This is a genomic window from Okeania sp. SIO3I5 (assembly GCF_010672085.1).
In the GTDB taxonomy this organism is placed as follows: Bacteria; Cyanobacteriota; Cyanobacteriia; order Cyanobacteriales; family Microcoleaceae; genus Trichodesmium.
On the sequence record NZ_JAAHHT010000025.1, the window covers coordinates 55,200 to 71,344 of the forward strand.

7 protein-coding genes, 1 tRNA gene and 1 pseudogene are annotated in these 16,145 nt (G+C 35.5%); 2 read left to right on the top strand and 7 right to left on the bottom strand.

The genetic code is table 11. The features are described 5' to 3' along the window. Positions 1-593 precede the first annotated feature (593 nt). A complete protein-coding gene (locus tag F6K40_RS07780) occupies positions 594-1,274 on the top strand; it encodes an SDR family oxidoreductase (protein ID WP_293133756.1) in 681 nt (226 codons plus the stop codon). 1,344 nt (positions 1,275-2,618) lie between these two features. Here F6K40_RS07780 and F6K40_RS07785 read toward each other — a convergent pair. The 7 genes from F6K40_RS07785 to F6K40_RS07815 all read right to left on the bottom strand — a co-directional run bounded on the left by F6K40_RS07785 (position 2,619) and on the right by F6K40_RS07815 (position 15,350). Continuing rightward, positions 2,619-2,700, bottom strand: a tRNA-Leu gene (locus tag F6K40_RS07785). Between the two features lie 82 nt (positions 2,701-2,782). After that, a complete protein-coding gene (locus tag F6K40_RS07790; protein WP_293133759.1) occupies positions 2,783-3,049 on the bottom strand; it encodes a hypothetical protein in 267 nt (88 codons plus the stop codon). Positions 3,050-3,070: 21 nt separating this feature from the next. Then, a complete protein-coding gene (gene amt / locus F6K40_RS07795; protein ID WP_293133762.1) occupies positions 3,071-6,697 on the bottom strand; it encodes an ammonium transporter in 3,627 nt (1,208 codons plus the stop codon). Between the two features lie 356 nt (positions 6,698-7,053). After that, a complete protein-coding gene (locus tag F6K40_RS07800; protein ID WP_293133765.1) occupies positions 7,054-7,281 on the bottom strand; it encodes a hypothetical protein in 228 nt (75 codons plus the stop codon). 1,093 nt (positions 7,282-8,374) lie between these two features. After that, positions 8,375-9,199 carry a peptidoglycan-binding domain-containing protein gene (locus tag F6K40_RS07805; protein WP_293133768.1) on the bottom strand — a complete coding sequence of 275 codons (825 nt, stop codon included), beginning with the start codon at positions 9,197-9,199 and terminating at the stop codon, positions 8,375-8,377. A gap of 908 nt (positions 9,200-10,107) precedes the next feature. Then, positions 10,108-11,646 carry a carboxypeptidase M32 gene (locus F6K40_RS07810; protein WP_293133769.1) on the bottom strand — a complete coding sequence of 513 codons (1,539 nt, stop codon included), beginning with the start codon at positions 11,644-11,646 and terminating at the stop codon, positions 10,108-10,110. A 1,160-nt stretch (positions 11,647-12,806) separates the two neighbouring features. After that, on the bottom strand, positions 12,807-15,350 hold the full coding sequence (locus F6K40_RS07815; RefSeq protein WP_293133770.1) for a tetratricopeptide repeat protein: 2,544 nt from the start codon (positions 15,348-15,350) through the stop codon (positions 12,807-12,809). A 624-nt stretch (positions 15,351-15,974) separates the two neighbouring features. Between F6K40_RS07815 and F6K40_RS07820 the strand changes: the two are divergent. Then, positions 15,975-16,130, top strand: a pseudogene (locus tag F6K40_RS07820) (Uma2 family endonuclease); the annotation flags it as partial. Between the last annotated feature and the right edge of the window lie 15 nt (positions 16,131-16,145).

A 16,145-nucleotide genomic window follows, 5' to 3' on the forward strand; every position in this document is an offset into this window, starting at 1 on the left:
TTTTCATCGTCAAATATCTATCTAAATAGATATTAGGGAGTAGGGAATAGGGAATAAGGAATAGAGAAGAATTAAAAAACTGTATTTTCTGAAAAAGATAACTGCTCTATTCTATGTTGATTTTCAGGAAGAGTAAAATTATCACATCTGATTCCTGATTGCTCTATTTGTTTGTCTACAAAGTTGGAAAATTTTCTAGTAGGAGATTTTTCATCGTCAAATATCTATCTAAATAGATAGTAGGGAATAGGGAATAAGAAATAGAGAAGAATTAAAAAACTGTATTTTCTGAAAAAGATAACTGCTCTATTCTAGATTTATTTTCAGGAATAGTAGAATTCTCACATCTAATTCCTGATTACTCTATTTGTTTGTCTACAAAGTTGGAAAATTTTCTAGTAGGAGATTTTTCATCGCCAAATATCTATTGCTTCTTGTCTATTGCTTTGATCGACTAGGAAATTTATTTGCCATCACTACTTAATAGATATCTTTTTAAACTGAAAGTAAAATAAATTAGTTAAGATACAAGAGTTATCAATTTTCCTAACTCGGAAAATGCGATTTATTTATTTAATATCTATTGATTTCCAATGAAAAAGGTAATTGTAATTACAGGGGTAAGTCGGGGTTTAGGTAAAGCGATGACTGATGAATTTATTCGGTTAGGTCATACTGTTATAGGTTGCGCTCGTTCTAAATCTGCTGTAGAAAATTTAACTAATAAATATGCTAATCCACATCAGTTTACTTGTGTGAATGTAGCAGATGAAAATTCTGTGCAAGAGTGGGCAAGTAAAACTCTAACTAATTACTCACCGCCAGATTTGTTAATAAATAATGCAGCCATAATTAATCAACCAGCACCTGTCTGGAAAGTTGATAGTAAGGATTTTTCCCAATTAATTGATATTAATATTAAGGGTGTGGCAAATGTGATACGTCATTTTGTGCCTGCTATGATTTCTAAGGGAAGTGGTATTATTATTAATTTTAGTTCTGGCTGGGGACGTTCGACTTCTCCACAAGTAGGGCCTTATTGTGCTTCAAAGTGGGCGATTGAAGGTTTGACTGGTGCTTTAGCTCAGGAGTTACCGTCAGGAATAGCAGCTATTCCTCTTAACCCAGGAATTATTTATACTGATATGTTAGATATTTGTTTTGGAGAGGAGGCAAAGTCTTTTACCCCTGTTGAGTCTTGGGTAAAAAAAGCTGTTCCTTTTTTGTTGAATTTGAAACCAAAGGATAATGGGATACCTTTGACTATATCTTGAAATCTGATATCTACTGGACTGGCAAAGCTAAAACTTTGCATAGCGCTTTTTTCGTATAGTTCCTCTTATAGCAAGGTTTGAGGATTTTTTCTAATGCAACATTTAAGGTGTATTAGTTCAGTAGGAAAATTCCACTACCCATCTCCTCTGGCGGGGTGCTTCAGAAAATGAATCTATTATTGCTCCATACGCAATAGTCGGGAAATTTCACTATCCATCTCCTCTGGTGGAGTGCTTCAGAAAATGAATCTATTATTGCTCTATACACAATAGTCGGAAAATTCCACTACCCATCTCCTCTGGCGGGGTGCTTCAGAAAATGAATCTATTATTGCTCCATACGCAATAGTCGGGAAATTTCACTACCCATCTCCTCTGGCGGGGTGCTTCAGAAAATGAATCTATTATTGCTCCATACGCAATAGTCGGGAAATTTCACTATCCATCTCCTCTGGCGGGGTGCTTCAGAAAATGAATCTATTATTGCTCCATACGCAATAGTCGGGAAATTTCACTACCCATCTCCTCTGGCGGGGTGCTTCAGAAAATGAATCTATTATTGCTCCATACGCAATAGTCGGGAAATTTCACTATCCATCTCCTCTGGTGGGGTGCTTCAGGAAATGAATCTATTATTGCTCCATACACAATAGTCGGAAAATTTCACTACCCATCTCCTCTGACGGGTGCTTTCAAAAATGAATCTATTATTGCTCCATACGCAATAGTCGGGAAATTTCACTACCCATCTCCTCTGATGGGGTGCTTTCAAAAATGAATCTATTATTGCTCCATACGCAATAGTCGGAAAATTTCACTACCCATCTCCTCTGACGGGTGCTTCAGAAAATGAAACTATTATTGCTCTATACACAATAGAACTAGACAGTACAAAGTTCTTGGAATAACCATTGCTAGCAATGGCTATCAGCAATCCCAAAGTTAGAAACTCGCGAGACTGAGCGGTATGTGCTGTAAGCTTTTATCAGTAATACTTTCAAGAATGAAAGTAAATCTTTTTTTAGAAGAACTTTGTACTCTCCAGACAATAGAAGTATTGGATTGACACAGCTAAAACTGTGGATTAGCTTTTAACTTGAAAATTCTTACTTTTAACTTTTGACTTTTGACTTTTGAATTCTAATGTAGATGAAGGGAGTTGAACCTGACTAAATTTTTTATAGGGAATAAATCTTTGATGATTTATTTGTATAGATAGTTGAAAAGAAGTTCTCTCGTTATCCTCTGTAATTCTTGCTATATGAGGGATTTTAGAGAGAAGCTATTGGACATCATCTTATAGAAAAAATCGAAAGCTATATATTATATAGCTTGTAATAATAGTGCGGATAAAGGGACTTGAACCCCCACTTCCGAAGAAACTAGAACCTAAATCTAGCGCGTCTACCAATTCCGCCACATCCGCATGAATTTAACTATAACACACAAATCAAAATTTTTTACAGTTACCCTCAGTTTTTTATACATATTGCTCTACTGATTAAATATCAAAGTATTGATACATAAAGATTATAGCCTTTTTGATGCTTGGCAAAAGTTCCTGGTTTTCGGCCTTTAGAGCTGCAAAAAGTTAGCATTTTGAGCAGACAAGATTCGATCTCCCCACACTTCCCACGCTCCCCGCACTTCCCGCACTTCTCACACATCCCGCACCTCCCATACCTCTTAATCCGTATATCCGTGGCATAATCCGTGTGAGCGCCTACCCCACTCCCCACACCTCCCATACCTCTTAATCCGCGTATCCGTGGCATAATCCGTGTGAGCGCCTCCCCCTACTCCCTCACTCTCTCCAAAAAATAAGCCTTCATGTACCCCTTACCCTTAATATAAATAGTTGGTTCCCGTTCTGTAAACAAAAATTTCTGCTGCAATATCAGATAAGTTGCCTCTGTCACTTGGATAACATCTGGTATACCATGAGACTCCATACGACTAGCAACATTTACAGTATCACCCCATAGATCATAGATAAACTTTTTACGTCCAATCACACCAGCTACTACTGGGCCAGTATTAATACCAATCCGGATACGAAAATCTTGTTCATGTTCATTAGCAAAATGGGCAACTTCCTCCAACATATCAATAGCCATGAGAGCGATCGCCTCAGCATGATTTTCCATTGGTTTAGGCAACCCTCCCACAACCATATAAGCATCCCCAATAGTCTTAATTTTTTCCAAACCATACTTTTCTGCTAATAAATCAAACCTAGAAAAAATCTCATTTAACCAATAAACTAATCTCTCTGGATGAGTACAACTTGCCAACTCAGTAAACCCTACTAAATCTGCAAATAAAACTGTAACTTCAGGAAACCCTTCTGCAATTATGTCTTGATTTTCTTTCAATTTATCAGCAATAGGTTTAGGCAGAATATTTAACAATAATTTCTCTGACTTTTCCTGTTCTAAAAGTAAAGCTTCTTCTGCTTTTTTCCTTTCAGTTATATCACGACAAAGAGCCAAGATTAAGTTACCATTGCCTGCTTTTAATAAACCGAGACGTATCTCTACTGGAAAAGTTGTACCATCTTTGCGTCTGTGAGTTCCTTGTACAGTTATAGGTAAACCAGGAATTAGTTCTTGCCACTGTTTATAAATTTCTTCTGATGCAAAATTTACCTCAATATCTTCTACATAAAGATTCAATAACTCTTCGCGATTATATCCTAAACCTTGACAGGTACTTTGATTTACATCAACAATTTTTCCTTGCAAATTATGAATAATAAAAGCATCTGCTGCTTGTTCCATAATACCTCTAAATCTTTCTTCACTTTCTCGCAAAGCTGCCTCTGCTAATTTCCGCTCAGTTATATCTCGTATAGCACTGACTCTATGTTGATTACCATTATAAAAAAATGCTTTTGCCTCTATTTCTAGAGGAAAGGTAGAACCATCTTTTCTAAGTGCAATTACCTCATAAGGTTTTTCATATCCAGAATTCAGATTTTCCCATACTAAATCTCGATATTTGGAGTCAATTAGTTCCAATCCATTCATCCCAATCATTTCTGATAATTTATATTGAAACATTTTAGTTGCTGATGTATTGGCTTCGACAATTTGTCCTTGTTGATGAATAATAATTCCTTCAAAAGTTGCTCTAGATAAACTCCGAAATCTTTGTTCATTTTCTTTCAGCTTTACTTCTGATTCCTTTCTTTCAGAAATATCTCTAAAAGTGCCGATGTAGAATTTGTTTTGATTTAATTTAGCTTCCCTGACAGCAAATTCCATAGGAAATAAGGAACCATCACTACGAATACCAACTAATTCGTATATATTTGCAGTTTCAGCAATTTTAGATATCAGTATTTCTGTATAATATTTTTTTTTCTGAATTTTGTTTTTGGTCTTTAAATATGTTTGGATACTTGCTAAATTTTCCTCTAATAAATTAAGAAAATTAGGAAAATAAGATTGCCAATTTTTAGGTTGAATATCCTGAATATCAAATCTATAATAAGCATCTATAATTTCCCTAGTGGGAGAGAATATCAAATTTGGATTAAGCCAGAATTTTAATGGTTCTACTATTAACTTTTTTACTTCCGTAAATAATTCATCACTATCCATTTTTTCCATCGTTAATGGATTAATAGTAAAATCAAGTATTCCATGAATAGAAGTTCCTACTAAATCTTGATCTTTGTAGCCAAAAATTTTCTGCGCACTAGGATTTACACTAATAATTTCCAGTCCTGGTTTAGTAAAAGTAATAATTGCATCTGTAGCGACTTTAATAATGGCATCATTTCTAGCAGTAACTTCCTCTAAAGCATCCATAACCTGATTATATCTTTCAGCAATTTGACCAACCGAAGTGAAAGGTTCTACAGGCACTCGTAAACTTAAATCTTTTGTCCGAGCTTGAGAATTCATTACTCGAAATAAATCTAATATTTCTGTTTTCGCATGGTGTTCAGAAACATTTAAACCGATATGTTCATCTTCTCTAGAAACTCGCAATAAAACAAACTTATTTGTAATTAATAAAATTGGGTATACAACACAAAATCCTAATAGAAAAGCTGCACAAACTCCTAATAACTGAACTCTCAATTGTTGGCTAAAATTAAGACCAGTACCTAATACCTCTACCTTTCCAAATAAAGCTACTGCTAAAGTTCCCCAAATACCTGCACCGAGGTGAACTGGAATAGCTCCAACAGCATCATCCACACTAATTTTCTCTAAAGCTTGCTCTACTAAAATAGTAACTACTCCACCAATAGCACCAATGGCCACGGCAGAAAAAGGTGTAACTGCATGACAACTTGCTGTAATAGCAACTAAACCTGCTAAAGTTCCATTGATAAGTAACTCAACACTAGGAATGCCTCTGATATACCAACTAATGCCAAGATTAGTCAGCATTCCTGCCACACTCCCAAGAATAGTATTGACAAAAATACTTGCTACTTGTCCATTTAATGCTAGGGTACTTCCGCCGTTAAATCCAAACCAACCAAACCAAATTAGCATTGCTCCTAATACTGATAGGGGCAAATTAGAACCATGAATTTTTTCTGGTGGGCGATCGCTAGGAAATCTGCCAGTACGAGGCCCAATGACTAATAAAACTGCTAAAGAAACCCAGCCACCAATACTATGAACAACGGTTGAACCTGCAAAGTCAATAAAACCACGTTGTCCAAGCCAACCTGTTAATATACCTGTATCAACTCCATTCCAAACCCAATGGCCACATAAGGGATAAATAAAACCTGAAACTATGAAGGCAACAAATAGATAGGCAGCAAATTTCATCCGTTCAGCTACGGCACCAGAAACGATGGTTGTAGCTGTGCCACAAAACATAGCTTGGAATAAAAAGAAGGCCGCATCAAAAGGTTGCAGATCGGTTGCTAAGAAGAAGTTGCTATGGCCAATTATTCCAGCAGCAGAAGTTCCAAACATAAAGGCAAACCCAAAACCCCAAAAGCAACCCACTGAAATACCAAAATCAGTTAAGTTTTTAATAGCAACATTAATATTATTTTTTGACCTGGTAAGTCCGGATTCTAAACACATAAATCCAGGCTGCATTATAAATACTAATCCAGAGCAAAGTAAGAGCCACAAAATATCAATTGATTCGTAGGTTAGCTGAGATTGTGAGGTTGATATATTGTTAAATCTGGGTGTATTTTTTCTGTTAATAACAGTTTGATAATTATATAATTTTTGGGGTTCAAGAAAATCTTCTACTGAAGATTTAGAAAAGTTATTTTTTGCTTTTTCTAAATCATAATTTTCCCAGATTTTAGCTTTTTTTATTTGATTTGATGGTTGGTAATTATGTGTATATTTATTGATTACTGAACCGTGTAGAATTATTAATGTTAGGGTAAGTAAGAATAAAATAATCCCTAAGGTAGATTTTCGACGCATGGATTCTGGTCTTAGACCTTTATTTGGTTGTTTTTCTACTAAGCATTTCCTTTGGAATGCATAGCTAACAGCTATCAGTTATTAGCTATGAGTTAATAGCATAAATATAAGTAGTTGTAATTAGTATAGCGTTTCTCAAGTGACTGAAGTACGGTTGTTTTTCTTTTTTAGTATTCTGACTGAACCTGAGTTATACTAATTCCCAAAGTGATGCTATACTTCAGCAATACTTCAACAGTTAAATAGTTACCAAGATTCAAAGTCTGTTTTCGACAATTATTAGTCGGTTAATATAGACTTTTCCTACTTTTAACATATCCCTATACATCCCACACTTCCCACACTTTCCCACCCCATCAGGTATAGCATTCTTTTTTAGAAATGGTATTACTATTTTTTACGGGCGTTGCATACAATGTCTCTATTTCTGACCTAAAATTAAGGAATTTTATATTTAACCCTTCTTGGGGAATTGCTATATTTATAGATAGAACAAAGCGATCGGCGAAAAATATAAAAATCGCCGATCGCTCTTGATAAAGTTGACGTATTTTTGCTGGAATTATGGTGCAATTAGCAGTCAATTCTCAAAGAGTAAAAGTTTGTACTAATTCACTTTAAGAATGTCATTTCAGTTATCAGTACCTCTGCCTGTTTGCTCCGCATGACCTAGGAAAGTATTGGGATTGAAATATTGAACCTGTTTTTTTCATCCCCTTTATTGGGGAGGTTTGAGACCTTATTTTTTGGTCACAAATAGTTTCAAACTTTAAATGTCAAATAATTGCCGGAAACTGTTGTAAATTTCCAAGTTTTTAGCCGAGCAAATCTAGCATTCTGAATTCTCAATTCGGAATTCTCAATTCTGAGAAAATCTCAAATAATTGCCGGAAACTGTTGTAAATTTCCAAGTTTTTAGCCGAGCAAATCTAGCATTCTGAATTCTCAATTCGGAATTCTCAATTCTGAGAAAATTTCAAATAATTGTCTGAAACTGTTGTCAATGTCAAAGTTTTTAGCCGTTCAAATCTGCCATTCTGAATTCTCAATTCAGAGAAAATGTCAAATCATTGCCGGAAACTGTTGTGAGTATCAAAGTTTTTAGCCGTTCAAATCTGCCATTCTGAATTCTAAATTCTGAATTCTCAATTTTGAATTCTCAATTCAGTGAAAATTTCCAAGTTTTTCGCCCTTCAAATCTGCCATTCTGAATTCTCAATTTTGAATTCTAAATTCAGTAAAAATGTCAAATAATTGCCGGAAACTGTTGTAAATTTCCAAGTTTTTCGCCCTTCAAATCTGCCATTCTGAATTCTCAATTTTGAATTCTAAATTCAGTAAAAATGTCAAATAATTGCCGGAAACTGTTGTAAATTTCCAAGTTTTTCGCCCTTAAAATCTGCCATTCTGAATTCTAAATTTTGAATTCTAAATTCAGTAAAAATTTCCAAGTTTTTCGCCGTTCAAATCTGCCATTCTGAATTCTAAATTCTGAATTCTCAATTCAGAGAAAATGTCAAATAATTGCCGGAAACTTTTGTAAGTTTCCAAGTTTTTCGCCCTTCAAATCTGCCATTCTGAATTCTCAATTTTGAATTCTAAATTCAGTAAAAATTTCCAAGTTTTTCGCCGTTCAAATCTGCCATTCTGAATTCTCAATTCTGCATTGAGTTCAGTTTACTTTGACTTCTGACTGAAAGCTGCCCAAGTTTTTTGATTAACTATTCCATCAGCTTTAATTCCTTTAGATTTTTGAAATTCCTTGACTGCTCCTATAGTTTTCTTGCCAAAAATTCCATCAATTGGTCCTGGATTAAAACCCATCGTTTCCAGACGCATTTGTAAGGTTTTAACTTTAGATCCCCTGTCTCCTTTAGCTAATATCTTTTCTACTTCAACTACTTGATTTTGCTTTGGGATTGATAACTTTTCTGTTTGAGATAACTTTTCTCTTTGAACAGTTGAGCGAGAGGCAAATGATGGTTTAGCTAAAGCTGTCCAAGTAGCTTCATCAACGATACCTGTAACAGTAAATCCCACAGACTTTTGAAAAGCTCTAACTGCTTTTGTAGTCCGGGCACCAAATAGACTATCTATGGCGCCTGGGTTAAAACCTCTAGCTTGCAAACGTCTTTGTACTGCCCAGACTTCTGCACCTCGGGAACCCTCTGATATATTCTTTTGATTTTTTTGTTTTTGAGGAACACCCGGATAAAAAGGTTCAGAGAATAATTCAGGTTCAGCAGGTTTACTTGAAAATCTCGAATTTTCAGGAATAAAAGGTATTAGAAAATTTTGATTTTCTTGTTTTTGTGGCAACTTAGTTTTGATTCTATCTAGTTGCTCAAAGATAAAATTATTGGAATTTAATTTAGGAATTAAACTTCCTTCTTTTTCTGTTATCAAAGGTTCTGTTTTATTAGAAGCAATTGCCCTAGCGGGGGTAAAGTTAAACAGGGCGACTAAACTTAATAGAGTAGTAATAGTAGGAATACGCATCATAATAATTTTGTTGTGATGATTACTTCTTTTTTTTTTGGGGAAATAACCCTAACTCTTCATCAATTTCCTTGGCAAGAGGCAAGGGATAATAATTGATTTTTGACGATAAAAATTGATTGTTTTAGCAAATTTTGGAGTTAGATACTTGATGGGTAACAGGTATTAATGGGGAAACCCATCATTATACTTTCCCTATTACCTATTCTATTGCATTTAACCTGACAGAATGCTCTGCAAATATGTCGGGTAGCAAAACAGGTTTTTTGAGCTGGAATCAAAGTCCTCCACAACCCCAAGCACCGGATCGTTTAGGAGGGATTTAAGTCTTTTTCTATACATCAAGAGAGCGATCGCCGATCCTTGAGTGTTGACCACTTATTTTAGATAGCTTTTCTGATGTTTGTAATTAGGACTTGAGATGCAATTGCTCAAGGCTAAAAACTCACTATAGCTATACAGTTAATATTATCATCTTCCATTTCTATAAATAGATGCAACTATTTGTATATTTTTTTGCAGTGCATTTATCCTAATTTTATAGATGGCTACAATTAGAGAATTTCTAGGAGTCATTTCAATTATCAGTTATTCAGTTAGCATAAGCATAGAGGAACTTTTTTAACAGTTATCAGTACCTCTCCTCTGCCTGTTTGCGCAGCATCACCTAGGAAAGCATTGGGATTGAAATATTGAACCTGTTTTTTTCATCTTAAATTTATCTGATTATCCGGATTATTTTGAAAAAAATTTGAGACATTAGCTGACTTGATTTTTTGCTGAACAGAGAATATCCTTCCGATCTAATAATTGTGAAGGGTTGATAGTTTTGAATAAATTTAGCATAGACACTTAAATCAGCCCAAACATTAACTGAAGCTCTGATTACCTGTTTTGAAAAAAAATTTTATTCAAGCAGAAAGCGGAACTTTCAGATGATATATATTGCTATATTTATCTTGAATATAATTAATAAATGGCTCAATACTTAAAGGTTTACCTGTTACCCGATGAATTAATTCATTAGCAGTATATTTGCGACCATGTTGATGAATATTTTGTTTCAACCATGTGTGTAAAAGAGTAAAATTACCCCGCTCAATAGCAACAGTAATTTCTGGGTTATACTTAACCGCAGCTTGATAAACTTGAGCAGCTATTAAATTACCCAAAGTATATCCTTGAAACATTCCCCCAATCATCTCACCATACCAATGTACATCCTGCATTACCCCTTCACTGTCATTAGCAGGAAAAATACCTAAATCTTTTTTATAACGTTCATTCCAAGCTTCAGGAAGGTCAGACACATCCAACTTACCCTCCAACATAGCCAATTCCAAATCAAACCGAATCATCACATGAAGATTATATGTCACCTCATCAGCATCAGTACGAATAGGAGACCTCGCCACCTTATTAATAGCCCGATAAAATTCCGAAACAGAAACAGGACTAAGTTGTTTAAGAAAAATACCCTGTAGTTGGGGATAAAAACATTCCCAAAATCCACGACTACGACCCACTATATTTTCCCATAATCTCGATTGGCTTTCATGGATACCACTAGAACTTCCTTCCGCGAGGGGAGTACCCTCTAATTCCAAACCAATACCTTGTTCATAGAGAGCATGGCCTACTTCATGGATGGTACTAAATAGGGCCTCGCTAAAATTATCTTCATAGACACGGGTGGTAATACGAACATCCCCAATAGAAAAGCTAGAAGTAAAAGGGTGAGGTGTCTCATCTTGTCGGCCTCGCTGAAAATCAAAACCAATACGTTGGATGACGGCATACCCAAACTTTAGTTGTTCTTCTTTTGAGAAATGTTGGTAAAGACAAGAGTCGTCTATGGGAGGCGCGGAGGTAATAGCTTCAACAATAGGTCGTAATTTTTGGCGCAGTTGGTTAAATAGAGGCCGGAGGATCGAGACTGTCATGCCTTCGTCTATAAAGTCGATGAGGGGATCGGCAATATGTTTGTAGGGGAAAAAGCTAGCTAGTTCCCGACTTAGTTCTAATGTTTTTTCTAAGTACGGTTCTACTATAGAAAAGTCTTCGAGTGATTTAGCCTTTACCCAAGCTTCATAAGATACAGCCTGATGTTGGGAAAATTTAGCCATAAATTCTGGGGGGACTCGGACAGCACGCTCGTAGTCTCGGCGAGTAACGCGGATTAGACTAGCTTCGGTGGAATCGTAGGGGAGGCTTTTTTCATAGGCCCGGAGGTCTTCGAGGAGTTTACCTATAATTGGCTCGGTACGTTTTTGATGGGCAAATTCTTTGAGGGTAGCTATTTGTCGGCCTCTGGCATAAGTTCCTCCAGTGGGCATATAGGTAGTTTGGTCCCAATTTAGCAGGGAGGCGGCAGCTTCTAAGTCTTGTATTTGGATAAGACGGTTTTTCAGTTCCAGGTATTTTGGTTCACAAAGACTGATGATTGACATAATGACGAAAGAATGTTATTGGGTTAGATTTTCTTTAATGTTTTGCTTATTAGGTGGGGTGAAATACATTAGGTTAACAATAGTAGAGTGCATCTTGCCTAATTTTATTTAAGTATAGGCAAGTTTGCACTTTTGGTTCTGTATATTGATGTCAGTCAGGTATAATATTACGCGCAAGTCATACCGTTCTACGGAAGTTCAGTAGGGTGCGTTAGACGACTTAAATTTAGACCATGAAAAGAATTCAGTAATCTGTCGCACGGCACCATTGAATATGTGTCACTCCACTACTCTTTTCTTGCTACAAAATATAGGATTAATTTGATATAGGATTATTTGTTTTTCTGGAGAGCGATCGCTAACTTTTTGGATTATTTGCGAAGTAATATTGATGATTTATTATTGGGTGTTTGTCTGGGAGTTATCTGTCTGAGAGAGTAAAGTTTTTATCTGAGGATTTTCTAATAATTTTGTACGACTACTTAATAGCAATAAATGTAGATTGGGTTGAGGAACGAAACCCAACAATAATCTTTCTCCCTAATGCACAGTTTTAGCTGTGTCAGTCCAGTAGGGTGCGTTAGACGACTTAAATTTAGACCATGAAAAGGATTAAGTAATCTGTCGCACGGCACCATTGAATATGTGTCACTCCACTACTATTTTATTGCTACAAAATATAGGATTAATTTGATCTAGGATTATTTATTTTTCAGGAGAGCGATCGCTAACTTTTTGGATTATTTGCGAAGTAATATTGATGATTTATTATTGGGTGTTTGTATGGGAGTTATCTGTCTGAGAGAGTAAAGTTTTTATCTGAGGATTTTCTAATAATTTTGCACGACTACTTAATAGCAATAAGTGTAGGTTGGGTTGAGGAACGTTAGCGTAGCTTATCCGCAGGATAAACCCAACAATAATCTTTCTCCCTAATGCACAGTTTTAGGTGAAACAGTCCAGTAGGGTGCGTTAGACGACTTAAATTTAGACGATGAAAAGGATTAAGTAATCTGTCGCACGGCACCATTGAATATGTGTCACTCCACTACTCTTTTCTTGCTACAAAATATAGGATTAACTTGATATAGGATTATTTGTTTTTCTGGAGAGCGATCGCTAACTTTTTGGATTATTTGCGAAGTAATATTGATGATTTATTATTGGGTGTTTGTGTGGGAGTTATCTGTCTGAGAGAGTAAGGTTTTTATCTGAGGATTTTCTAATAATTTTGCTGCATCTGCTAATAGTTTTTCACCCCAAAGTTCTTTTTTCAGGCGTTGCAAGTTTCCCCAATTTTTGTCTAATTTTAATCCTGCTTCGGCTATTGCTAAACCTTCTGAAATTTCACGTTTGTTGTAGAGGGCAACTCCTATTGCTAATTGAGGTTCTACAAATTGGTTATTAATTTCAAGTGCTGCTTGCCAATGTTCTATTGCTTCATCTATTTTTCCCATTTCATATTTAACTAAGCCAAGATTACTAATGGCAACTTTATAATCTGGTTTAATTTCTAGAGACTTTTGATATGCAAATATTGCTTGTTGATAAAATTTTAACTGTAAGAAAACACTACCTTTACCAAACCAAGCATAGTGATAGTCTGGCTGAATTTCTAAAGCTTTTTCATAAGCAGCGATCGCCTCTTCATATCTTTCTAAATTTCTCAGTGCATCTCCCTTATTTTTCCAAGCATAGTGATAGTATGATTTAATTTTGATCGCTTTTTCATAAGCAGCAAGAGCCTCTTCATATTTTTCTAAATCTTCCAGTGCAATGCCTTTACCATTCCAAGCATAGTGAAAATCTGGTTGAATTTCTAAAGCTTTTTCATAAGCAGCGATCGCCTCTTCATATCTTTCTAATTTTCTCAGTGCATCTCCCTTATTGTCCCAAGCGTTGTGATAATCTGGTTGAATTTCTATCGCTTTTTCATAAGCCGCGAGTCCCTCTTTATATCTTTCTAAATTTTCCAGTGCAATGCCTTTACCATTCCAAGCATAGTGATAATCTGGTTGAATTTCTATCGCTTTTTCATAAGCAGCGATCGCCTCTTCATATCTTTCTAATTTTCTCAGAGAATCTCCCTTATTTTTCCAAGCATAGTGATAGTCTGATTTAATTTCTATCGCTTTTTCATAAGCAGCGAGCGCCTCTTCATATCTTTCTAAATTTTCCAGTACAATGCCTTTACCATTCCAAGCATAGTCATCATCTGGTTGAATTTCTATCGCTTTTTCATAAGCAGCGATCGCCTCTCCATATCTTTCTATTTTTTTTAGTAGAAAACCTTTAAAATTCCAAGCATAGTGATAGTCTGGTTTGATTTCTATAGCCTTTTCATAAGCAGCAAGAGCCTCTTCATATCTTTCTAAATTTTCCAGTGCATATCCTTTACTATCCCAAGTATAGTGATAGTCTGGTTTGATTTCTATCGCTTTTTCATAAGCAGCAAGCGCCTCTTCATATCTTTCTAAATTTTCCAGTGCATATCCTTTACTATCCCAAGCATAGTAATAGTCTGGTTTAATTTCTAGAGCTTTATCATAAGCAGCGATCGCCTCTTCATATCTTTCTAATTTTCTCAGTGCATCTCCCTTATTGTCCCAAGCATAGTGATAGTCTGGTTTAATTTCTAAAGCTTTTTCATAAGCAACAAGAGCCTCTTCGTATCTTTCTAACTTTTCCAGTGCAATACCTTTATTGTTCCAAGCATAATGATAGTCTGGTTTAATTTCTAAAGCTTTTTCATAAGCAGTGATCGCCTCTTCATATCTTTCTAACTTTCTCAGTGCATTACCTTTACCATTCCAAGCTTTGTAATAGTCCGGTTGAATTTCTAAAGCCTTTTCATAAGCAGCGATCGCCTCTTCATATCTTTCTAATTTTATCAGTGCATTACCTTTACCATTCCAAGCTTTGTGATATTCCGATTCAATTTCTAAAGCTTTTTCACAAGCAGCGATCGCCTCTTCATATTTACTTTCTGATTCTAGGATTAATCCCTGTTCAACCAATAGCTTTCCTTTCTCTTCATCAATATTATTTTCATCTTCTACTAAATCTTGAATATCCAAAAATTTTTGCCTTCTTTCTTCAGCAGTTAAATCCCCATATTTCTGATAATCTCCCTCCTGAATAATTCGAGATGATTCTTGAGCTACTAACTCCGGATCAGACTTAAATTCAAAAGTATTAGAACGCCAATCAAAAAAGTCTGGGCAACGATGAATAAAATATTTCAAAGCATACACAGGCACAATAAAAACAAAGCAAATATCAAAATCATCCCTGAATCTTTCTCGATGTTGATTCAGGTGACTTAAAATCGGAGGTACACCCTTTTCACTGTAACTATATCTCTCATAACTACTCCAGCCATTTTTCAGTTTATTCAACTCATATTCATACAGAGAAACTTCCAAACCAGTCACAAACAAAACATTAATATCCAGTCGATTTGGCAAATCAGCAACAAGATTATATAAATTCTTTATTGGTTCATTTAACCGCAAAACATCAACTTTTTTCTGAGGAATATCTTGCTTAACTTTCTCAATTAATTTTGTTCCTTCTGCGGGAGAAGATTCCACAAACAATAACCTAAAACCAAACGTTCTTTTGAGACATCTAACTATAGCTTTATATTCCGTTTCTGCGTCCTTCAATAAATTCTCATCCCAGTCTGTTAAATCTTGGTTCATAGCTTTTGAAATAGCTCACACGGATTATGCCACAGATACACGGATTAATTTGTTAGTCTTATTCTAATTTGCTTCATTGCTTTTGATAGACAATTTAGCTTATTTTATATGGATAGCTCACACCGATTATGCCACGGATAGCTCACACCGATTATGCCACGGATAGCTTACACCGATTATGCCACGGATAGCTCACACCGATTATGCCACGGATAGCTCACACTGATTATGCCACGAATAGCTCACACGGATTATGCCACGGATAGCTCACACCGATTATGTCACGGATAGCTCACACGGATTTTGCCACGGATACACGGATTAATTTCTTAGTCTTATTCTAATTTTAAGCGATCGCTTCCTTCATTACTTTTGAAATATAATTTAGTTCAGCTCACACGAATAGCTCACACCGATTATGCCACGGATAGCTCACACGAATTATGCCACGGATACACGGATTAATTTGTTGGTCTTATTATGGCAAAGATACACGAATTAATTTGTTAGTCTTATTGTTAAGCGATCGCTAAACCTGAAAGATTTAATTATCAATTATTAATTATTCGGAAAATCTTATCTTCAACAATGGTAAAAAATTATGGTTAAAACTAATTTAATTCAGATGGTGCAAGATTAGGTTGGTTAATTGATAGTAAAAACCGGAAAGTAGAGATTTATCGGCAAAATCAAGAAGTGGAAATTTTGGAAGATCCTAATAATTTATCTGGGGAAGATGTATTACCTGGATTTATTTTAGATTTAACAGAAGTTTGGTAAAGGAACGCTATACAA

Bases quoted from the DNA above. Each gene is read 5' to 3' on its own strand.
- F6K40_RS07780 (WP_293133756.1), top strand. From the start codon at position 594: ATGAAAAAGGTAATTGTAATTACAGGGGTAAGTCGGGGTTTAGGTAAA.
- F6K40_RS07815 (WP_293133770.1), bottom strand. From the start codon at position 15,350: ATGAACCAAGATTTAACAGACTGGGATGAGAATTTATTGAAGGACGCA.
- F6K40_RS07805 (WP_293133768.1), bottom strand. From the start codon at position 9,199: ATGATGCGTATTCCTACTATTACTACTCTATTAAGTTTAGTCGCCCTG.
- amt (WP_293133762.1), bottom strand. From the start codon at position 6,697: ATGCGTCGAAAATCTACCTTAGGGATTATTTTATTCTTACTTACCCTA.
- F6K40_RS07790 (WP_293133759.1), bottom strand. From the start codon at position 3,049: ATGCCACGGATACGCGGATTAAGAGGTATGGGAGGTGTGGGGAGTGGG.
- F6K40_RS07810 (WP_293133769.1), bottom strand. From the start codon at position 11,646: ATGTCAATCATCAGTCTTTGTGAACCAAAATACCTGGAACTGAAAAAC.